Annotated in this window: 18 protein-coding genes; 4 read left to right on the top strand and 14 right to left on the bottom strand. The window is 46.0% G+C overall.

What is annotated here, in order from left to right; genetic code table 11:
* Window positions 1-40: 40 nt before the first annotated feature.
* Window positions 41-805: a ZIP family metal transporter gene (locus WC310_03365; protein MFA5358832.1), complete on the top strand. Its 765-nt coding sequence runs from the start codon at window positions 41-43 to the stop codon at window positions 803-805.
* Between the two features lie 56 nt (window positions 806-861).
* Here WC310_03365 and WC310_03360 read toward each other — a convergent pair whose 3' ends face one another.
* The 11 genes from WC310_03360 to WC310_03310 form a co-directional block, all read right to left on the bottom strand.
* On the bottom strand, window positions 862-2,784 hold the full coding sequence (locus WC310_03360) for a hypothetical protein (GenBank protein ID MFA5358831.1): 1,923 nt from the start codon (window positions 2,782-2,784) through the stop codon (window positions 862-864).
* A gap of 209 nt (window positions 2,785-2,993) precedes the next feature.
* Entirely contained in the window at window positions 2,994-4,019 is a 1,026-nt protein-coding gene (locus tag WC310_03355) for a DUF4349 domain-containing protein (protein MFA5358830.1), read from the bottom strand.
* Between the two features lie 206 nt (window positions 4,020-4,225).
* On the bottom strand, window positions 4,226-6,277 hold the full coding sequence (locus WC310_03350; protein ID MFA5358829.1) for an NAD(+) synthase: 2,052 nt from the start codon (window positions 6,275-6,277) through the stop codon (window positions 4,226-4,228).
* Between the two features lie 227 nt (window positions 6,278-6,504).
* A complete protein-coding gene (pncB, locus tag WC310_03345; protein MFA5358828.1) occupies window positions 6,505-7,761 on the bottom strand; it encodes a nicotinate phosphoribosyltransferase in 1,257 nt (418 codons plus the stop codon).
* 171 nt (window positions 7,762-7,932) lie between these two features.
* On the bottom strand, window positions 7,933-9,411 hold the full coding sequence (locus WC310_03340; protein ID MFA5358827.1) for an NAD(+)/NADH kinase: 1,479 nt from the start codon (window positions 9,409-9,411) through the stop codon (window positions 7,933-7,935).
* 153 nt (window positions 9,412-9,564) lie between these two features.
* Window positions 9,565-10,665, bottom strand: coding sequence for an ADP-ribosylglycohydrolase family protein (locus WC310_03335; protein MFA5358826.1), 1,101 nt, complete (start codon window positions 10,663-10,665; stop codon window positions 9,565-9,567).
* 189 nt (window positions 10,666-10,854) lie between these two features.
* On the bottom strand, window positions 10,855-11,604 hold the full coding sequence (locus WC310_03330; protein MFA5358825.1) for an isochorismatase family protein: 750 nt from the start codon (window positions 11,602-11,604) through the stop codon (window positions 10,855-10,857).
* A gap of 39 nt (window positions 11,605-11,643) precedes the next feature.
* Window positions 11,644-12,441: a hypothetical protein gene (locus WC310_03325; protein ID MFA5358824.1), complete on the bottom strand. Its 798-nt coding sequence runs from the start codon at window positions 12,439-12,441 to the stop codon at window positions 11,644-11,646.
* 175 nt (window positions 12,442-12,616) lie between these two features.
* Window positions 12,617-13,684 (bottom strand): AAA family ATPase, encoded by a 1,068-nt coding sequence (locus WC310_03320; protein ID MFA5358823.1) that lies wholly within the window; start codon window positions 13,682-13,684, stop codon window positions 12,617-12,619.
* The gene (pnuC, locus tag WC310_03315; GenBank protein MFA5358822.1) at window positions 13,665-14,249 is read right to left on the bottom strand and encodes a nicotinamide riboside transporter PnuC; all 585 of its coding nucleotides are present in this window, start codon (window positions 14,247-14,249) and stop codon (window positions 13,665-13,667) included. Before pnuC ends, WC310_03320 begins: the two co-directional genes overlap by 20 nt.
* Before the next feature lie 83 nt (window positions 14,250-14,332).
* Window positions 14,333-15,010, bottom strand: coding sequence for an NUDIX domain-containing protein (locus WC310_03310; protein ID MFA5358821.1), 678 nt, complete (start codon window positions 15,008-15,010; stop codon window positions 14,333-14,335).
* A gap of 215 nt (window positions 15,011-15,225) precedes the next feature.
* On the opposite strand from WC310_03310, the gene WC310_03305 reads away from it, so the two are divergent.
* Genes WC310_03305 through WC310_03295 form a run of 3 tightly spaced genes read left to right on the top strand, consistent with a single transcriptional unit; the run spans window position 15,226 to window position 16,274 of the window.
* A complete protein-coding gene (locus WC310_03305) occupies window positions 15,226-15,726 on the top strand; it encodes a hypothetical protein (protein ID MFA5358820.1) in 501 nt (166 codons plus the stop codon).
* Window positions 15,716-16,072, top strand: coding sequence for a hypothetical protein (locus tag WC310_03300; protein ID MFA5358819.1), 357 nt, complete (start codon window positions 15,716-15,718; stop codon window positions 16,070-16,072). Before WC310_03305 ends, WC310_03300 begins: the two co-directional genes overlap by 11 nt.
* Window positions 16,014-16,274: a hypothetical protein gene (locus tag WC310_03295; GenBank protein MFA5358818.1), complete on the top strand. Its 261-nt coding sequence runs from the start codon at window positions 16,014-16,016 to the stop codon at window positions 16,272-16,274. The genes WC310_03300 and WC310_03295 overlap by 59 nt, the downstream gene beginning before the upstream one ends.
* 134 nt (window positions 16,275-16,408) lie before the next feature.
* Here the strand turns inward: WC310_03295 and WC310_03290 are convergent, their stop codons facing one another.
* From WC310_03290 to WC310_03280, 3 genes are all read right to left on the bottom strand, one after another.
* Complete coding sequence (locus WC310_03290) at window positions 16,409-16,927, bottom strand: hypothetical protein (GenBank protein ID MFA5358817.1); 519 nt, start codon at window positions 16,925-16,927, stop codon at window positions 16,409-16,411.
* A gap of 162 nt (window positions 16,928-17,089) precedes the next feature.
* Window positions 17,090-18,127, bottom strand: coding sequence for a ribose-phosphate diphosphokinase (gene prs, locus WC310_03285; protein ID MFA5358816.1), 1,038 nt, complete (start codon window positions 18,125-18,127; stop codon window positions 17,090-17,092).
* Between the two features lie 191 nt (window positions 18,128-18,318).
* Entirely contained in the window at window positions 18,319-20,079 is a 1,761-nt protein-coding gene (locus WC310_03280) for an ABC transporter ATP-binding protein (GenBank protein ID MFA5358815.1), read from the bottom strand.
* Between the last annotated feature and the right edge of the window lie 170 nt (window positions 20,080-20,249).

Genomic DNA, 20,249 nt, shown 5'->3' with positions numbered 1-20,249 from the left:
GTGCTAAAGTTATTTAAAACATAACAAAATACCTTGATCTATGTTAATTTATATTGTTATTGCCATTTCAGTCGCCAGCTTGATTGGTCTTAGCGGCGGGTCGCTGCTGCTTTGGCAAGAAAAAAGAATAAAAAAAGCTTCCAGCTACCTAGTCTCTTTTGCCGTCGGCGCTTTACTGATGGCGGTTTTTACCGATTTGCTACCAGAATTGATAGAAAAAAGCCATAACATCCGTTTTGATCTGGCTTTAGTTTTTGCCGGAATTTTGCTTTTTTATCTTTTAGAAAAACTGCTAATAGTTTATCATTGTCACAAAAACGAAGAATGCGAAATCCACTCAGCCTCCAGCTCTCTTATTATCATGAGCGACACGATCCATAACTTTTTGGACGGCATGGTGATTGCCAGTGCTTTTATTCTCGATCTACGAGTCGGCATAGTAACCACTCTGGCAGTCTTGCTCCACGAAATACCACAAGAAAGCGGCGACTTCGCCGTTCTAATGCACAATGGAATGAAAAGGCTAAAAGTTTTTTTGTACAATCTGATCTCAGCTGGTTTTAGTATCATTGGCGGACTACTGGCTTATTACCTCAGCTCCAGGATCGAATCGCTTTCCACGGTTCTAATCGCTTTAGCAGCCGGTAACTTTATCTATATTGCCTGTACCGACCTAATACCTCTGACCAACAAGGAACGAAAAATCAAAAATATCTTAACCCACTTTGCCGTGCTAATCGTTGGTATTGGCATAATCTACTTTGTCGGCCTGCTAGCCAAAGAACAAAAACAAAAAATTACTTAAAAACGAAAAAAGAGGACCTTTTCAGGGGTCCCCTTTTTGATTGTTGAAGCTGTCGGCTATTTGCCGCCCTGACTCTGTTGAGAGTTCAGGAACTGCTGCAACGCCTGCGGATCAACTTTTTTGAGCCGGTCGCTATTCAGCAACTGGTCGCGAGTCTGGTCGGTGTCGACTCGCTTTTCTTCCTGCTTGACCTGCGCCTGATTGGCGTTCAACCGTACCTGCGCCGGATTGTCATCCGAAAAATTCAGGCCGATGATCTCGAGACTGTCGCAAGAGATCGTCGCGGCGTGACCGGAAGTATAACGACAAACCGCTTGATCGCCCGAACGCATCAGGACTGCGCCGGGACTGGAAACCGAATCGGTCACTTGAAAACGTTTGGCAATGTCTCGCATGGTGAAGTAGAAAATCACCATATTGCCGCTTGCCACAGGCATACCGACACGATCGATAGTACCACGACTTTCCGAAACCGTCGCAGCACCGCCGTCAGGAGCGATTCGACCCTCAGCAGTTGCCGCCCGCACAGCACGGTAACTAGCAAAAGCCTGGTCGAAAGTATTCCCACTTGCCTTGATATTCACGTTATTCAAAGCAACAAGGGAAACCCCGCGAAATTGCCCCTGGTACTTCATCGGTATAACGTACGTCTGTACGCCCTCGATGTTGTACGGAACCATTTCACAGGGCTCGACGCCAGCGAAGTTGCTCCAGAGCGAATTTGCCGCGTCGTAAGACTTTTGTTCAGTCAACCCCGAAGCGCGGAAAAACCGGGTAACGCCGTCACGAGCATTGGTGACGGTAAACCCAGTCATGGCGTGGTCGTCACTGTTCAGCGAGGTAAACCCGCTGAACCACTGCGCCCCATGTTCCGGATCATAGGTCATAAACCAACCAGGAGTCGGCGCCTGACTCTTGTCTTTGTGCAAAAGGTTATACCACCAAGTGGCATTCGAATACATACCCCAATTTTTGAGGTTATAATCGATGACATACAGCGGGACAACTCGGTCGATCCAGGGAGCGATCTTACCGATCTCCTGAAATTCAATCTTGCCCGTCTGAACATCAACGACGGCGACGCCCAGCACCTTAAGACCTTCGAAACCGATCGTTCTTTCGGCAACCGTGACCGTATAGAACGGCTTCCAGTTGTCGTCGGGTTCAAAGGTGTAATCAAGCAGGTACTTGTTCATGTACCCGTTGTAGCGCAGGTGCCGCTCGAGCTGGTATCCCCAGCAAGCGGTACCCAAATATTTGATATGGAGTTTCTCGCCCGTCTTGTCCTTCAAAACAGGCTGCGGCTCAGCAAAAGGATCTTCCGCTGAAACGCGCAGATAACCCGGGACCTCCGGATTGACACGCCATTTCAGCCAACCTTGAAACTCCAGAGGGAACACCCACCAAAGCTGCCCATCGGCAAATACTTTAGTGCCGTGCCCGATAGAGTAACGCGAGCCGGCGATCGCACCGTCTTCGAGATGGATCTTGGAGAGCGCATTTTGCGCTGCAACTTTAGCCATCCCCTCATCGACGAGCGAGATATGTGCGGTGTCGACCGGCGTCATAGCGGAATTCGAATCGTCGATGATTTCGATTTTGCCGGCAAGAGCTAGTTTCTCTTGCGAGCTCACCATGTCGGTGCCCTGGCAGGTAACAACCACTGCTGGCAACAAAATAAATATAGCTCCGATAACCGCCGGCGCGGCAGATCCCTTACCGCCACTCTCGGAAATTGTAGCAATAGTACCACCCAAAACTATCGCCAAAAAGAGACTACCGAAATACGGCAACGGACCATAGAATCCGTCAGCAGTTTTCCACGCGATCAAAACCCATAAAAAGTAGTAGGCCGCGCCGAAAAACGAACCGGCTATTACCGTACTGTAAACATTGCGGCGGCTCACCATCCCGCCTAAAACGGAAAAAATAAACACCGGCAGAAAAGCAACTAACAAACCAATAAACCAATAATTCATCTAGACCTCCTTCTGTTATCGTGGAATGAAAACTTTTTCCTTATTTTTTTCAAATTTCAGACCCAAAAACAGACCTTCTTCTATTTTTGGATATTATAACAATACAGCCTATTTATTATTTTTTGTCAATAATAAAACAGACCGCCTACTTTAGACGATCTATTTTTATGTTCTTTACTGTAATTTAAGCCATTTTTTACTTATTTTCACTAACTGATATCTGGAGCATTTTTTTTGATAAAACGTCTATTAATCCATCGTAATAGCTTCCAAATAACCCACAAAATAAAACCGACAGTGACAATCCAAAGAATAATAACCGGCAGATTGATAATCAACGCCAACATAGTATCGATATATGAAGTCAAACCTGTCAGCATTTCGCGGAAAGATTTTTTGATCTCATAAAGCGGTCTCCAGCGTAGTCCGAAAACTTTCACATCGTCATAAGACGACAGGCTAACATTGATTGTCGACATATCAACCTGTCGAGACAAATATTGCAGCTGCCCGGTTAATATTTCTATTCGCTCGCGAACACTGCCCAGACGTTCAGAAACATCAAGGGTGTCTTTAATGGTTTGCGCTCGACCCATGATTTCCAAATATCTGGCTTCTTCCGCCTGTGCATTATGTAGCCGCGCTTCTAAATCAATAAACTGCTCGGTAACATCCCTGGAATCAACTTCTTCCCTGTCAATTTCTTTGGCTAATTTTTTTATTTCGGTGATTGTCGCTTCAAATTTGTCAGCCGGCACTCGAATAATGACCGAACCGGCTTTAACACCGTTACGCACTTCGTAAATCTGTGAATTTTGCACAAAACCGCCGGCGACCTTAGCCAGTTCTTCCACCTGCTTTATTGCTTCTTCGGGACTGATTACAAATAAACCAAGACTACCGTCACGGATAATTTTTTTGGCGGTCATCTCACCATCTTGTGCCACAATTTGATTGCCGACTACCGCTTTTTGACTGACGACGCTGGGAACCATTTCTTCACTGACTGCTAAATCTAAAGAGTTCATGACAACGGAATTGCGAGCACTGCCTGCTCCGGTTGCAAATCCGGCATCATCAGATTCGGCAAAACTAAATATTCTTCCGTTTTTATTAGCGTTGTAGGCGGTGGGCACTAAAGACAAGACAAAACCTACTACTACCAAAAGCACGATAACCAGCCCAGCTACCGCGCCGATTTTTTTTGGCATAGACCAAGTTGACCAATTAGTCATAGGGTTTAGAGATTATGAATTATTTCTATATTACTCCTTAAGTCTATCACAACATGCTAAGACCGACAAAGACAAAGTATTTAGGTCTTGATATATAGTATTTAGTATTTGTATTTACCCTATATACTCTATATACTCTATACTAAGATCTATATACTAATTAAAAACCCCCGCATCATCTATTGACACAGGGGTTTTGTTGAATGTTAATATAAATAGGGAATCTCCTCCCAGCTGTCCATCCAGGAAGTTACGCGCGCATCCGACGGCATACGCCAGTCGCCACGAGGCGAAACAGAAGTAAGACCAACCTTGGGTCCGTCCGGTAAACAGTTGCGCTTGAACTGATTGCGGAAAAACCGCGGGAGAAAACCGAGATGTTTTTTTCCGTCATCGTCAACAAAGTAGCCGAGCCAATTTTTGATTTCGCCGATAGTGTATTTGCCGTCGAAAGCATGCAATGCCAGGCGCGCCACCTTGTACGGCGTAAAACCAAAACGAACGATCCAATATCCGAAAAAGTCGATCAACTCATATGGACCGACAATGTCTTCGGTCTTCTGAGCAATATTGCCATCCCTGGTAGTCGGCAATAATTCAGGCGAAACCGGAGTGTCCAAAATGTCATTGAGGACCGTCTGAACCCGCGCTTCTTTGGCAAAAATCTCGTCCCGCGCCCAAGACACCAAATAGCGAATCAGGGTTTTGGGCACATCGGCGTTGACGCCGTAGTGGGACATGTGATCACCACCATAGGTCGCCCAGCCGATTAACAGTTCGGACAGATCACCAGTGCCAAGAACAATACCACCTTCTTTGGCCGAAACCGAGAAGAGTGTCATTGTCCGTTCCCAGGCCTGCACGTTTTCAAACACCAAGCTTTTTTTATCCCCTTCCAAAGAGGGATCATAGCCGATGTTTTCAAACATGACAGTTGAAATATTCTTGATCGGAATCTCATAGAACGTAGCACCGATTGCTTTAATCAAGGCAACGGCATTATGATACGTCCGACCCGTTGTCCCAAACCCCGGCATAGTTACCGCCAAAATATTGCTGCGCGGCAAACCCATGATATCCATGGTATGAGCCGCGATCAAAAAAGCGTGGGTCGAATCCAGCCCTCCGGAAACCCCTAAAACGATTTTGCGGCTTTCAACCGGAAACTGGAGCAAGCGCTGTGCCAACGCTCCTGCCTGGATATTGAATGTTTCGTAGCATCGTTCGCTACGACGAGTCGGGTCCGACGGCACAAATGGCTGCGGCTCAATATTACGCCGCAATTCATCAAAGACATAGGTATTAAGGAAGTCCGGAACGGACTTGTCTTCCGCCACCGCCATACGCATCGGCTGCCGATAAACCGCCGCGTTTTCCTGAAAAGAATTTTGCCGCGCTCTTTCCGTCTGCAGAGAATCAACGTCGACATCGGCAATGATATAATGACTTTCCATCTGAAAACGCTTTGATTCGCTGAGCATGGTACCACGCTCAGCGACAAATGCGCTGCCATCCCAAGACAAATCACTGGTCGATTCGCCAAAACCGGCAGCGACGTAAATTTGAGCGGCGACGTTTTTACCCGACGAATTAAGAGCCAACTGCCGACGATATTCCGTTTTACCGATAGTAATATTAGACGCCGACAAATTGACGAGTACGGTAGCTCCGGAAATCGCCGCGATAGCGCCGGGAGAAATCGGTACCCAGATATCTTCACAAATTTCGGTGTGAAGAATGAAATTCCGATTTAACGTCGAACGAATCAGAACGTCAGCACCAAAAGGAACCATTCGACCAAAAAGCTCGACTTCCTTTTTCCGAGCATCGGCAGCTTTGGTAAACCACCGTCCTTCATAGAATTCGCGATAGTTGGGAAGATAGCTTTTCGGCGCGATACCCAGTACCTCACCGCGACAAAAAGTCACGGCGACGTTAAAAAGTTGATCTTCGATCAAAAGCGGCATACCAACCGTAATAATCATCGACCAACTGGCAGTCTCGCTAACCAAAAATTTCAGCTCTGTCAGAGCCTCTTCCAGCAAAATCTTTTGCTGAAAAAGGTCTCCGTTGCTATAACCCGTCAGGCTAAGCTCCGGAAAAACAGCATACATAACGCCCTCGTCGTACAATGTCCGTAAAACCTTCAGGTGCTCTTCGCCGTTTACCTTGGGGTCAGCCAAAAACACCCGCGGAATTACCGCTGCCACACGAAAAAACCCATGATTACGGATATCAAGAAAACGATCTGCCTTCATTTAACCACCTTCCTTTCTTCGTATTTTCTTAAACGAAAAAAAACGTGAATTGATTTTTTTGTTTAAATTTTCAAAGTACTGCTTTCTCCTGACCAGGATGAATAAATAGCGCACGGCTGCGTAGGCTCGCCGCGTGCCATTTTTTTTGCCACGTGCTTCGTGCCGCGTGCCATTTTTACTCTTCCCTGGTCAGAACCGGGCACCACATGGGATGCCCGGGAACATTGTTAAACCGTAGGAACCACTTCGAACTGCGCATGGTAGCCGAACAAACGCTTGTAACGTTCAATCTCTTCCGGCGACGGACTGACCGCTTTGGCGATATTGTCAGACAGTTTCACCGCCGGTTGGCCGTTAGCCGAAGCCACCTTGATGACAATGGACAGGTTTTTGAAACCCAGGTCATTGGTCAGAGTCGTACCCCAACCAAAAGACACCTTGATCCTGTCCTTGAAGTGCAGGGCTAGACGAATAATCTCGTCCACATTGAGACCGTCGGAAAAGACGATTATGTGTTCTCGCGGATCAACACCGAACCCTTCGTAAAAATTAATGATCTTTTCGCCGAATTCGATCGGGTCACCGCTGTCGTGACGGAAACCCTTCCATTTCACCGCGTCGAGACCGTTCATTGTCTGCAAAAAAGTATCCGAGCCGAAAGTGTCGGGCAAGGCAATCGACAGACCCTGACCATACATCTGCCACCACTTATCGACGATCTCGCGATTGGCGCGCAGGATACCGGCGTCACCTTCCGTGATAGCCAAAAATGCCGCAATCACCATTCCCAACTCATGAGCATTGGTGCCCATAGGAAGAAGACCGTATTTCATGGCCAGCCAAGCATCGGAAGTACCGAGAAACTGTCCAGCCATTTCTTCAGCCTCGACACTAACAACGAAATCATGCCAGTCCCGGTAAGCACGGCGCCGATGACCAAAATCCGAATATTTAATAAACGGATACTGGCGCAACTTGCGGTGTTTTTCCTGCAAACGCATGATGCCGTTGGCGCGAACCGCTTCGAGCTCGAAACGGGTCATGTCTTTGGTCAGATGCCGACAGTACAGTTCGGCCAAGATAGCCAGACCGGGGGTTTCCCCAGGAGAGACCGAGGGCCAGTCGCCTTCGGACCAGAGATTAATTTGCCCATCGCTTCGCTTTTCCAAATGAAATTCGGGCATACGAAGTTCGGACAAAAAGGTGAGATAATCTTCACCAAACATTCGATCGCCGTACTCGTTGGTGCCACGAAGATAATGCAGTTCACTTTTGGTAAACCGCAAGCTACGCAAATGTTCCAGTTCTTCTCGCAGTTGTCCCAGGTCAATCATGTCAGCCAAACGCACGCTTTTGGTACGGTTGGTCAAAGCGAACCTGACCTGCAGGTCAGGATAATAACGAAAAATGAACTGACCCATGGTAAATTTGTAAAAATCCATATCCAATAGAGACTGAATAATAGGCTTATCTCGATGTCTCATCTTTTTTCTCCTTGTCTCGCAATTATTACTGTTTTTCCTTTGGTTTATTGTAATGTTCTTTTTTGGCCGCAACCGTAGTTGTGACCAGAAAGCTTGAACCAAATTTCTTTGGTGCAAATTTTCTATAGTGGAGGGCGCGCCTTATGGTAACACCCTCCACTTGTTTGATTTTTACGAATTTGTCGTCGGCCTCTTGCGCCAGCCCGATGAACTGATCGCTCCGGGAAATTGGATTTCTTCCAATTTTCCTGCCAGGTCTTGCCCTTTGACAAAAACAAATTCGGCGGCGGCGATGTTGGAAGTACGAACCCGCATGGCTTGAACTCGACCCAAATCCACACCGTCGACCGAACCACGCAAAGGACGTTTTTTACCGTCCAAACCGACCATTTCAACTTCTTGATTCAAGTCCAATGTCGAATACTCCCAGTTGGCAGGAAATTTTACATCGTCTCCCACCAAGACCAAATGCGGTGAACCGACTAACATCGCCGGAGCACCCATCGGTTGGGCATAAGAGGTCGACCCGGCTGCCGTGGAAACAAGCGCGCCATTACCGACCAGTTTATCCAGATGCCACTCTTCGGTTGTCACATGACCGTTGGCGCGCTGACGAACAATCAGCTCGATCCAGGCGGCTTGCAGCGTCTGCCGCTCCACCCAGGCATCGTTGACGGCAAAAGCGCCTTTCCAATCATGCAGATGCTTTCGTGTTTCCACGTAAAGCAACGGCGACTGATGCACTACAAATGGCGAAACAAAAACGTCTTCCCACTCTTCCGGCAATGCCTCGATACGGTTGAGCAAAAATCCCAGATGACCGGCGTTAATACCAAAAAACGGCAAACGTTTTCGCCAATTTTCTCTGACCGCCCGCAGCATCGTGCCGTCGCCGCCGACAACCAAAATCATATTCGGTTTTTGCGGACAAGCAAAGCGCGAAAAATATCGTGCTATCTCTTGCGCCCGCAAATTATCCGGATCAGAAATAATCAAAAGGCGCGGCGAATGAATATTTATTTCTCCGCTGCGCACGGTTAACCCAGCACTGTACAGACGATATCTTTCGATATAATCCGTCACTAGCGGCGGGGTCATATCAGCGATTGATTCGTGAGCGGCGATAGCGCGCCGAATTTCCGTACTGGATTTTGCAGTCTCTACCGCTGCCGTCATTACCACATTATGCGGCGGTAAATCTTCTTTCAAAAGATTGTAGCCATCACGGGTGAAAACCACGAAGTTGGACTTGTTCCACAGTTCGCGGCCGTGTTCCCATTCCCGCTGGATTTCCGACTCACCAGCGCGCCCGCCGATGATCATATCAGCGCCGATGACGTGCCAAACCCGACCCTGGTTTTTGTAACGACGTTCCAAATCCCACGTTCTGGTAAAAACGTCTTTTTCAAGATCAAACAGGTCGACCTCGACACCGGGCAAATGACCAAAAGCCATATCCGACATTACTGCTCGATGCAGTTTTTCGATGTCGTTAGTTCGGGTTTTTTTGTCATCGCGATAGCCGCAAGGAACGACGATGATTCGCCGAAACCCTGCTTCGATTAGCACCTCCACTACCTTCACATGGTGGTTTCCCGGCGGGCTAAAACTGCCGCCGTAAACCGCAATGTCATTTTTGTCGATTTTCATCCTTTTGCTCCTTTATCGTAAAAATTTTGTTGTAAAGTTCGTTTTAGTCACAACCTTGGTTACGACTAGAAAGCTTGAACCAAATTTCTTTAGTACAAATTTTCTGTCGGCGGACGCCCTTTTTATAAAGACGCCCGCCGCGTGTTTGTTTAGTTACTCAACCTTCCCCGTGGCCTGCATGAAAAGCGCACTGCCCAAGGAAAGCAATTCGCCGTAGTCATCGCTATAGTGTTCCATCAAAAAGTGTCGCCACTCCAGAGGAATACCTTCCAAACCAACGTTGGCTCCGATCATCGCGCCAACCATGGCCGCGGTCGTGTCGGTATCGCCGCCGGCGTTGATCGCTTCAAGCACTCCAGCGCGAAAGTCTGTCGGGTGACGCAAGAATACACCGATTGCAAACGGCACCGAATTCAAGGCGAAACAGTTCGTACCGATTTTGCGCAAATATTCCGACCCTTCGAGGAGTAATCCATTGTTGCTAGCCAGATAACCAAGTGCTTCGGAAAAAAACTGGTCAGTGTAATTGACGCTTTTCAAACCACCGTCTTGCTCGGCCCATTCGGTCAGAGCGATCAGCCGCCGCAAAAACCTTTGCTGCTGAAATTTTTTGGCAGGCCAAAAAAGCTCAAAAGGCTTTTCCATAACCATGCCAATCACCGCGGCGACAGCAAACGCCGCAACGCTCGCCCGAGGATCAGCGTGAGTCAGTAGACCCACTTCTTTCACTTGGGTAACGAGCGGCAGCCGATAAAAGCCGCCTTGTTTCAACACTTGGTACAGCGCGAGCGCAGCGATTTTCATCGCCACGCCATTGCCAGTACCCTGGCCGGCGATCAACTGCGGCGAAGTGGCTGGATTACGACCTTCGGTCCCACCGGTTTCGAAAAACCGCTGGATATTCAGAAGCTCGTTTTTGGTCGCCTTGCCCCATCCTATGGTCGATTCTTTCAGGGCGAGCAAATGCTGCCCGACGATATCATTGATGTTGTAGCCGCCAGATTCAACTAGCGACCGCAAAATAGCGCGCGCCAACTGCCAGTCATCGGTCCAGTGACCTGCCGGAAGGAAGGCCGTGCCTCCGATATGCCTTTGCACCGGCGTAATAAACCCAGTGACTCGACCGACTGTCTCTTTGATCTGCTCCGGTGTCATCATTTCCACCGGCATACCCATGCCATCGCCGATCCATAGACCAACGAGCGCCGCGTAAACACGGCTAAGCAAAAAATCTTCCCTACTTCTGTTCACCATTTTCTATCCCCTTTCTGAACTTTTTTGGACAAAAGTTGGTTGGTTGATTTATGAGTAACTGAAATTTAAAGAACATTTTAGGCCGCAGCCGTGTGGTTGTGACCAGAAAGCTTGAACCAAATTTCTTTGGTGCAAATTTTCTAGGGCGGAAGGTACTCCGTAGAGCACCCTCCGCACGTGTTGTTTTTTTTACATCGTCGAGATGTCGGCGGTGGTGATGATTTTCACCCCGGTCGCGAGAAGCTGCTCGCGCATCGCTTCGACCGAATTAGCCGGAAAGCCGACCGACTTGGTCAGATTTTCAACAATGTAGACCTCGAAACTTTCCTTCACGCCGTCGAGCGCTGACCAACCGACGCAATAGTCGAAAGCAAGTCCAATCAAAAAAACGCGCTTAATACCGCATCGACGCAATTCATCGGCAAGACCGGTCGGACGACCGAGATTGTCGACAAAAGCGGAGTAGCTGTCACATAACACATCTGTTCCCTTGAACAGAATGTAGTCGAGCGACACTTCGATAAACGGCGGACTAATAACACCGTCACCGGCTTCGACCGTACCATGGTTCGGCCAGAGAACCTGCGAGCAGGAAACGACGTTTTCCAAATAATCAACCAACTGCTTCGCGGTAAACTTGGCAGCCGGACCGACGTAATAATCCGCCCAGTTTTTCCGTACCATCTCCAGGGTTATTTCCGGATAACCGATTTTCGGTACCGGCACGTTTCGGTACGAGCTGGCGAAAGAAATATTTCCCAGCTGATGCTGGTCAATACTGGCAACAACATATCCCCACGGCAGGGAAATAAAGTTAATCGCCGGAATAACCAAACCATCACCGCCCACTATCGGCAATCCGCCACCGAAGCGAAAAGCCTTCTGAAACAAATCGACGGCAATGACCGCGTCATGCGGACCAATAGTAACATTTTTCATCGGAAATCTCCTTTCCTTTCGTGTGACTATCATCAACGGTTAAATAGGAAAAGCAGCGTTTGCCGGCAAAATCTTACGAGTGATTGCCTTGATCGCCTGGGTAAGTTTCTGGTTGAGCTCAGCCCAGACATCCTGTCCGGCGATGCCAAACTGGATAGCTAAATAGACAACCCGCTGATAAAACAGCTCGGTTGCGTCTTCGATCGTACCGTCTTCGTTGATGGCTGCCGGACCACCAGTACTGGAAATCGCCTGCACGATATTGATCGGCACGATGTATTTAGCGTGGCTAAGCGCCGCCGACATATCGTGGATGAACGCCTGCTTACGACCATTGGCCGCAACTAGAATATCGAGTGCCTGGATGAACTTGTCCGAGTAGTCCGCTTGATCGGCGCCGACGTAGATCGGAAAGTCATGATTTTCGTTGTCGACGTATGACAGAAATTCCGGACAAGAAAATCCGAGTTGCGGGACACCAAGCTCTTCACCGACTGCAATAACTTCCTTGTCCACGCCCATATCCGAAGCGCCGTGGACAAAGCGAATATCGATGCCGGGATAGGCGGTACGCAGTTCATTCACTAAATTGGTAAGCATGCTATGAACCGCATACTCATAAGCGCCGGGCTTAATCCCCCAACGAGCACAATGCTCGGACTTGATCGACGAATAGCCGGTCAAGCCGATGACCACGACGTTTGGACCCTGCAGAAACTTCTGCAGCACTTCCGGATACTCATCGGGCAAAAACACCCGACCCGGAGCAAACGACTTGGTAAAACCCCTATCCGAAGTTATCGTCGTTACCCCATTGTTTCGAGACAAAACATCCATCTATATCCTCCCTTCTTCGTTTTTGAATTTAATGTTCACTTCAGCCTTGATATTTGCAATCAAAGCTAGAAAAAATTAGCCAGATTTTAGCTACTTTTTTCTTTGTTTTTCTACGTGTTAAATACCGTCAGCTCTAACCCCAAAACTTAACATAATAGATATAAAATGTCAAGATTTAGCCAAATTGTCTTAACATCTTACTAAAATACAAGAAAAAACCAATATTCTCCTCTATTTTTTGATCTTTTTCTAGCATGTTTAGATATTCTCTTACCCGTCTCATCCGCTGTCCCAAGTCGCCACGAAGTAAAATATAGTTTATCCCCCTTCTTTCTAGGTCCTCTATTATCTGCTGCTGAAAAATTAGTCTGTGATCGGCGCCGGACCTGGCACCATCGTCTTCATAAGGGATATCTATATCACAAACAAAATACAAATCGTAGCGAGATTCCACTCTTCTTGCCAGACACTCCAGTTGCGGATGGATATGACCGTGATAATAGCGGGAAAACATTGCCGTGGTTATAGCATTAGTATCAGCAAAAAAATATCTGTTCGCTCGTAAAAGGAGTTCTTCTTCTTTTTCTATATGCTGATAGGCTAGATCTAGCAGCTGCTCTTCCGAGAGTTTTCCGTCTATTTGGTTTTTTTCCCAATACTCTCTGCCTAGTTCCGGCATCCACTCGGTTTTGTAAATTTTGGCTAGCTCTCTAGTAATGGTGGTTTTACCGGTTGACTCGGCACCAAGAAAAACAATTTTCTTTACAAAGTCTTTGTAAACCACCGGATGTAAAAATTTTTTGTAAACATGTGGGTTGGAACGAATTATCGTTCCCGACACCGGAAAAGTTTCTCTTTTCTCATCCACCACGCAGTTAATAGCGCCAAGCGCCTTGCTAACATGATCGCCATACCACTCACTGCAAAAAAAATGCGTGATCGGCTCTTTTATTTTTTGCAAAATATAATCTTCGTTTAATTTTATCACTCGCGGATCGTGCCCTGACTCGGTCGGTCCATCCCAAGCCTCTATCACTTCCACTTGCGGATAAATTTGTCGAATCCATTCGGCACGGACATCAAGCGGTATATCGATTGTTTCCGGACAATTGTAAATCAGGACAATCACCCTGTCGGTTTGCTTGATTGCGGTTTCCACCAGATACTGGTGCCCAGCGTGAAACGGAGCAAATTTGCCGAGCACGAGTCCAGTAGTTTGATTTTTAGATGGTTTCTTTGACATACTTTTTGTTAGCGACTAGTGATTTATACCACTGCACAAAACCGCCGCTAGCTAATACTAGGTAAATGACGTAAAGACCGGTAGTCAGATAGACGCCTTTATAGGTATAAATACCAAGTGCCATGACGTCGACGATAATCCATAAAATCCAGTTTTCGAAAATCTTTTTAGTGAGCAGTAGCTGCGCGCATAGACTCATGACTGTAGTGACTGAATCCAGATAAGGCAGTGAAGCGTCGGTATAAGTGTCGAGCAAATATCCAAGTACTGCTGATAGTGCCAAGACAATCCCGGCGCCGATCACTCGCTGCTTGTTGTTTAGTAGCGAAACCTTTAGTTCGCTTTTTTTCTCTCCCCCATATTTCCATAGATACCAGCCGACAAAGCCGGTAATGACGTAATAAATCTGCTCCATGGCATCAGCGTAAAGTTTTATCTGGAAAAACATTATGCCTAGCGCCACGACGCTGACTAGCCCCACCGGCCAACTGAGTACTTTTTGTTTTACAGTCAGATATACTGACCAGACACCAAATATCACTCCGATGATTTCAAAGATACTCATATGCTTTTTTCTTTATTTATTAGATTATTTATATCTTTATAGTGTATTTATTACACTAACTCTGGATAAAAAATAAAAAGGAATTAAAGGATCTCGATTAGCTGCGGGTGTTTGCTGGCAAAACGATAAAGCTCAGCCGGTCTATTAGCATCCCCCGCTTTGCGACCACCGGTACTTTGCACCAGTTTCAGACTAAACAATTTTTTGCGAAAGTTTCTTTTATCTAATTTCTTACCGAGTATTATTTCGTAAGTCTTTTGTAGCTCCGACAAAGTAAACTCTGGCGGTAGCAGCCCAAAAACAATATTGGTATAACCAAGTTTAGCCTGCAGTCTTTCTACCGCTTTACTCACCACCTCTTTGTGGTCATAGGCAAGTTTTGGCAATTTATCTACCGGACACCATTGCACTCCGGCATATTCACTGGTGGTTTTTAGTTTCAAGTCGGCATTCGGAATCAGGGCAAAATAAGCAACCGACACTACCCGACCAAAAGGATCGCGATCAACACTACCAAAAGTATAAAGCTGTTCGAGATAAACGTCTTTGAGACCGGTTTTAGAAAAAAGATGACGGCGTGCCGCTCGGTCAACCGATTCATCACCATGTACTAACCCGCCCGGTACTGCCCACGAGTCAGCAAAAGGTTTTTTCTTCATCTTAATCAGTAGTACCTGCGGCTTTTCGTCTTTGATGGTAAAAATAACCACATCGGTAGCAATAGTGGCAAATTTGTATTTTTTGGTTAATTTCTTGACCATATTTTATCTTAGTGTATTCTATACACATACTAACACACTAACTAAAAACGTCAATAACCGTCTTATCCACACCCATCCCCAACCCCCAGTTCCCAGTTCCTAGTTCCCAGCCCCTAATTCCCTCAATTGACATTAAACCCCCATTTTGATAACTTTAAAGACCAATTCCAAGTTCGTTGACATACAAATCAATCCCCCACTGTAAGGAGGTAATAATGCCTAAAAAGGTAAATCTCGTTGTTAATCGTCTCGACAATCTTTACCGCGACATCATGCTGATCACCACCGGCGACGAAGACTATGGGATCAAAAGAACCGACATCCCCGACTTATTACTCCCTTATGACATTCGCCGTGCCGGCAGACGGATATTTACCCTTCTTACCGGTAAAACATTGCCCGAACCACGGACCGCCGTTGATCCGCGGTTAATCCTTTGGGTAAAAAATGAAGTGAGAAGGATAAAAAACCTGACCGATCCATATGAAATTTTGAACATTGCCAAAAGAAAAGATATGACCACCGAAAAATTGGAAAAATTTTGGCAACAAAAACAAAAATATTACGGGCTGCAAAATTGGACAGGTCTAAAAAATGCGGAAGGCACCTACGCCTCCGCAAACACAGTCTGGGTCACCTATGTGAAAGCCTACAACAAAATTTTTGACAACCTGATGCAAAAACAACAAAAAGGAGCCAAGGGTCATGGCAAGTAACAAAAACGTTTTTATATCCCCGGACGAAAATGGAAAACTGACGATTGTCTTTGCCTTCAACGACATCACCCAGTTCACTAAATTCGTCCAAATTTTTACCGAGACTGGAATTAATTTCACCGTTGAAAACAGCGGCAAAGAAAAGTTCATTCACGTCCCGGCCGAGTTCACCGAAGAAGACTCTCCCCTGTTCGAAAAAGTCATAAAGACTTTCAACCTTGCCAAAAAGACCGGCAACACGCTGAAAGACCGTGGTGACAGAGCGATCAATTTGGCCGAAAAAATCCTTGGCGGAGCTGAAAATTTTATCAATCACGCTCTGGAAAAAAACAGCCGAAGAAGGTAAAGCGACCAAACCGCGTATTCGCCAGGTCCCGATCGAAGGCGACGACAACGTCCGAGCCAGAACCAAGGCGACACTGCGAGAAAAACCGGATCTTCTGGAAGAGCTCGTCGACATCATCAGCAGCGGCATGACCCTGCAACAGCTGGTTGCTGCTGCGCGCAGCAAAAATCCCAAGGGAAAAACGCAGAAAAAACCCAAGTAACAAACCACCGCCCCGTCACCCGACGGGGCTTTTTTTGTTATTAAATGAACTACCGCCCCGCTATGCAGCGGGGTGGTTTATCTGGTTAAATAAAAATCCCGTGTTTTTTAAACACGGGATCTACGACTGACTTGCTATTTTGCGACTATCTCTAGCCAACCTTCAAAACGCCGATTGATTAGACCTTCCCGATATTCTCGGACAAAAATCTGACCGGTGTTTGAACGATAGGCTAAATTTTTTACTCTTTCATTGGAACCAGAATAACTAACGTCTACACCAAGCACTTGTGCGCAGTCCTCGGGTAAACGCAAATTAACCACTCCGCCGACCCAACGGGAAAGTGCCCGTGACTGAACGATTGAATCAGTTTCATTAAACGGCACCCAACGGATCACGCCCTGAAACATGTGCGCGTCTTTGAACTCCCGCGTATAGACATAGCCGTCGAGAGCTTTGAAAGTAACGTCTTTGACAGTACTGTCTTGCCGCCAGTCAAAGCTGGTGTTGATATACTCCGCCATCCCTTCTACTGTCAAAATCTGTCGCGAATCCTTGCCCAGAAATCGCGAAGGGGTTCGACCGCAACCGGTCGAAAAAGCCGCCGCCAACACCAAAATTAAAACCACCGATAGCACCTTAACGCTTTTCATTTACTTCCTCCTTTGAAAAAAACATTATTCGTCAAAAGCTGGCTATACAATTTAGCTCCTTTGCAAAAAAAAGTCAATGTTAAAAAATACATCTATGCCGGCTGCGATCTGCCGGATTTTAAAAACCCCCTGACATTAAAATCAGGAGGTTTGTCGTAACTTTTAACGATAAAGACCGGCGTTTTCCAGTTGATGTAGTTCGGTCAGTGACTGATCGGTCACCTCACGGTTAATCGCTTCAGCGAGCAGACCGGCGACCGACAGCACTTTGATTTTACTACTTAGTTCAAGTTTATGGGCTATCGGAATCGAATCAGTAACAATAAACTGATCCACTGCCGAACGCTCCAGACGATTAATCACTTCCGTCGCTGAAGTCTTGATATCATCCATCGGTGCGTGAATAGCAATCATGATCACCTTGGCAGCACCGGCTGCTTTAATAATCGCCACGTCTTCTTCGACCGTCCGACCGGTCAAAATTTCGTCATCGATGATAATGGCCGTCCGACCGCGCACGTCACCAATCATCATTTCAGCCTTAGGTCGCTCGGTATCATCCAAACGAGTTTTATCGATGTGAGCGGTGGGAATTTTCAACATTCCCGACACATGACCAAAACGTTTCGACGAACCTTCGTCGGAAAAAACCAACGTGCATTCTTCCCTGGGCGTGGTGGTGAAAAAATTATTTTGCAAATAATCTATCAGCAGATAAACCGCCGATATTTCATCTGCGCCCGGTCGAAAATAGTGCTTGATATGCGTATCGTGAGGATCAAGCAATAAAACGCGCTTGACTCCCAAGTTTTCGATGAGCTGCGGCAAAACCACACCCATAGTCGAAATTCGCGGTTTATTTTTGCGATCCGACCGAGCATACGGCATGTACGGAAAAACCACCATGATGTCGTAAGCGCGAGCGTCACGCGCTGCGGCAATCAATTCAAACAATTCCACCAAATGATCATTAACCGGCGGCACTTGAGTATGTACGATCACTGCCACATGACCACGAACGTTCGGCACTTGCACTTGAATATTGTCATTAGAGAACCGAACCACTTGTGGTGAAACAAAAATAGGATCAGCCTGTAAATCAGTTGGCAGTCGTCGTTTAAGTTCTTCGGCAATGGCTTGTGCCAAAACGTCCGAACCGGTTGTGGTCAAAACCATTGCTGGGTGAGGTAGATAAAGCATAAACTCCCCTCCTTAGTTTATTGTTCTTAAAAAAACTAGCCTGTTATTTACTTGATAAATAACGCCTTTATTTTACTCCGGACAGACAAAAATTGTCAATTCTCGCTCCGACGAAGTATCACCTCTTTTTGTTTTAGCAGAATAAACAAAAAAAACCAACACTAAGAAGAGTTGGTTTTTTATACAAAATTTTATTCAATAAACCCACCGGCCTGCAGCTGCCATAACTTGTGATACAGACCATCTGGCTTTTTACTCAGTTGTTCGTGACTACCCTCTTCTACTATTCCCTTTTCATCAATCACCACTATCCGATCAACTTTTCGTATCGTCGAAAGTCGATGCGCGATTACGATTACGGTTTTATTTTTCATTAATTTGTCCAAAGCGTCTTGAATCAGTATTTCCGATTCGCTGTCCAGACTTGACGTTGCTTCGTCTAAAACGAGTATCGGCGCATTGCGCAGTATTGCCCGAGCAATCGCTACACGCTGACGTTCACCGCCGGACAGCTTCACTCCTCGCTCACCGACGAAAGTATCATAGCCTTCAGGAAAAGAAGTAATAAACTCATGACAGTGAGCTGCTTTTGCCGCTTCTACCACCTCCTGATCGGTCGCGTCTGGTTTACCGTAAGCGATATTATCTCTCAGCGACCGGTGAAAAAGTATTGGATCCTGCGGCACCAAACTGATTGCCCGCCACAAGCTTTCTTGTTTTACCTTGGAAATATCCTGACCATCAATCAAAATTTTTCCGCCGGTCAAATCATGCATTCGTAACAACAATTTGACCACCGTGGTTTTACCGGCGCCCGAAGGACCAATCAAAGCCAGCCTTTCGTGCGGTTTTATTATCAAGCTCAGTTGAGCTAAAACCTTTCTGGTTTTTTGATAACAAAAATCAACTTTTTTAAATTCTATTTTACCTTGACGAACTTTCAGGTCCTTAGCGTAGCGGTAATCTCTCACCTCGTGCGGAGTTTGTAATACTATTGTCATTTCTTCAGCGTCAGCAAGGCGCGTATATAGACCGCGGATTATTCGACCAAAATCCCAAACGCGCTGAAAAATATTGAGAACGTAAGATTGAATCAAGACAAAATCACCTACTGTCAAAACTCCCTTTTGCCATAGCCGAATTGCCAGATAAAATATTCCTACTTCCAAAACAGTCATCAGCAAACCTTGAACCGCGTCAAAAAAATTATCGAAATCCCAGGTCCAACGACGCAATTTTCTTAATTTTTCATTAACCCCGCTATAATTATCTATCTCTCGCTGATAACCGTTAAAAAGCTTAACGTTGTTATGATTAGTGATAGTATCAGCTAATATTGCCGTTGATTCGGTCTCGGCAGCGCTACGCTGGATATCGTATTTGAGTTTATATTTGGTAAAAAAACCATTAACTATTATAAACAAAACTATCCAAACACCCATGCCGGCGGCGAGCGCCCAGCTACGACGGTACAAAACGAATATAATAACCACGATATTTACTACCAACGGCAGAAAGCTCCAAGTGATACGGTCAAGAATATCTTCAAAAGCGTTAACAAACCATTTTACTTTTTTAGTTAAAGAACCAACAAAATTGTTGTTAAAAAAAGAAAAGGAATGTTTATGCAAATAAGCGAAACAGTAGTTGGTCATGTTCATCATCACCTTCGAATAAAAGTAACTGGCGGTAAAAGTAGCAATGCGCCAGAATCCCCATTGAACTAAACTCCAAATACCAATCAGTATTAAAACCTTTATCAGTCCATCGATTATCGCCGACTGCTCTTGCCCACTGGATAAAATATCAAAAAAATCTTTGAAAAAAAGTGGGATAATCACGTTTATTATAGACGCACCCAGCACTGAAAAAAGCATAACAAAAACATAACCTTTGTACTGCATAAGGTTATGCCAATAAATCGATATTGTTTTTTTAGTATTATCCTTCATAAATACGACAAGGTACTCGATATAAGACGACTTCTACCGACGAAAGTTACACTGATAGCTTAATTTTATCACTTTTCACCACAATTAACAATTTAAGTAAAGTAATCATATTAGCAACACTACTCAAACCGGAAGCCAAAGAAAACAGAAATATTATAAATATACAAAGA

The organism is Patescibacteria group bacterium (assembly GCA_041653535.1).
In the GTDB taxonomy this organism is placed as follows: domain Bacteria; phylum Patescibacteriota; class Patescibacteriia; order JACRDY01; family JACRDY01; genus JBAZFH01.
This window is presented reverse-complemented; position numbering and strand designations above follow the sequence as displayed.

What these genes read in the sequence shown, in the direction of transcription:
- pncB (MFA5358828.1), bottom strand. Translation starts at nt 7,761, where the DNA reads ATGAGACATCGAGATAAGCCTATTATTCAGTCTCTATTGGATATGGAT.
- WC310_03330 (MFA5358825.1), bottom strand. Translation starts at nt 11,604, where the DNA reads ATGAAAAATGTTACTATTGGTCCGCATGACGCGGTCATTGCCGTCGAT.
- WC310_03310 (MFA5358821.1), bottom strand. Translation starts at nt 15,010, where the DNA reads ATGGTCAAGAAATTAACCAAAAAATACAAATTTGCCACTATTGCTACC.
- WC310_03335 (MFA5358826.1), bottom strand. Translation starts at nt 10,665, where the DNA reads ATGGTGAACAGAAGTAGGGAAGATTTTTTGCTTAGCCGTGTTTACGCG.
- WC310_03305 (MFA5358820.1), top strand. Translation starts at nt 15,226, where the DNA reads ATGCCTAAAAAGGTAAATCTCGTTGTTAATCGTCTCGACAATCTTTAC.
- WC310_03360 (MFA5358831.1), bottom strand. Translation starts at nt 2,784, where the DNA reads ATGAATTATTGGTTTATTGGTTTGTTAGTTGCTTTTCTGCCGGTGTTT.
- WC310_03340 (MFA5358827.1), bottom strand. Translation starts at nt 9,411, where the DNA reads ATGAAAATCGACAAAAATGACATTGCGGTTTACGGCGGCAGTTTTAGC.
- WC310_03365 (MFA5358832.1), top strand. Translation starts at nt 41, where the DNA reads ATGTTAATTTATATTGTTATTGCCATTTCAGTCGCCAGCTTGATTGGT.
- WC310_03355 (MFA5358830.1), bottom strand. Translation starts at nt 4,019, where the DNA reads ATGACTAATTGGTCAACTTGGTCTATGCCAAAAAAAATCGGCGCGGTA.
- WC310_03350 (MFA5358829.1), bottom strand. Translation starts at nt 6,277, where the DNA reads ATGAAGGCAGATCGTTTTCTTGATATCCGTAATCATGGGTTTTTTCGT.
- prs (MFA5358816.1), bottom strand. Translation starts at nt 18,127, where the DNA reads ATGCTTTATCTACCTCACCCAGCAATGGTTTTGACCACAACCGGTTCG.
- WC310_03300 (MFA5358819.1), top strand. Translation starts at nt 15,716, where the DNA reads ATGGCAAGTAACAAAAACGTTTTTATATCCCCGGACGAAAATGGAAAA.
- WC310_03325 (MFA5358824.1), bottom strand. Translation starts at nt 12,441, where the DNA reads ATGGATGTTTTGTCTCGAAACAATGGGGTAACGACGATAACTTCGGAT.
- pnuC (MFA5358822.1), bottom strand. Translation starts at nt 14,249, where the DNA reads ATGAGTATCTTTGAAATCATCGGAGTGATATTTGGTGTCTGGTCAGTA.
- WC310_03320 (MFA5358823.1), bottom strand. Translation starts at nt 13,684, where the DNA reads ATGTCAAAGAAACCATCTAAAAATCAAACTACTGGACTCGTGCTCGGC.
- WC310_03290 (MFA5358817.1), bottom strand. Translation starts at nt 16,927, where the DNA reads ATGAAAAGCGTTAAGGTGCTATCGGTGGTTTTAATTTTGGTGTTGGCG.
- WC310_03280 (MFA5358815.1), bottom strand. Translation starts at nt 20,079, where the DNA reads ATGAAGGATAATACTAAAAAAACAATATCGATTTATTGGCATAACCTT.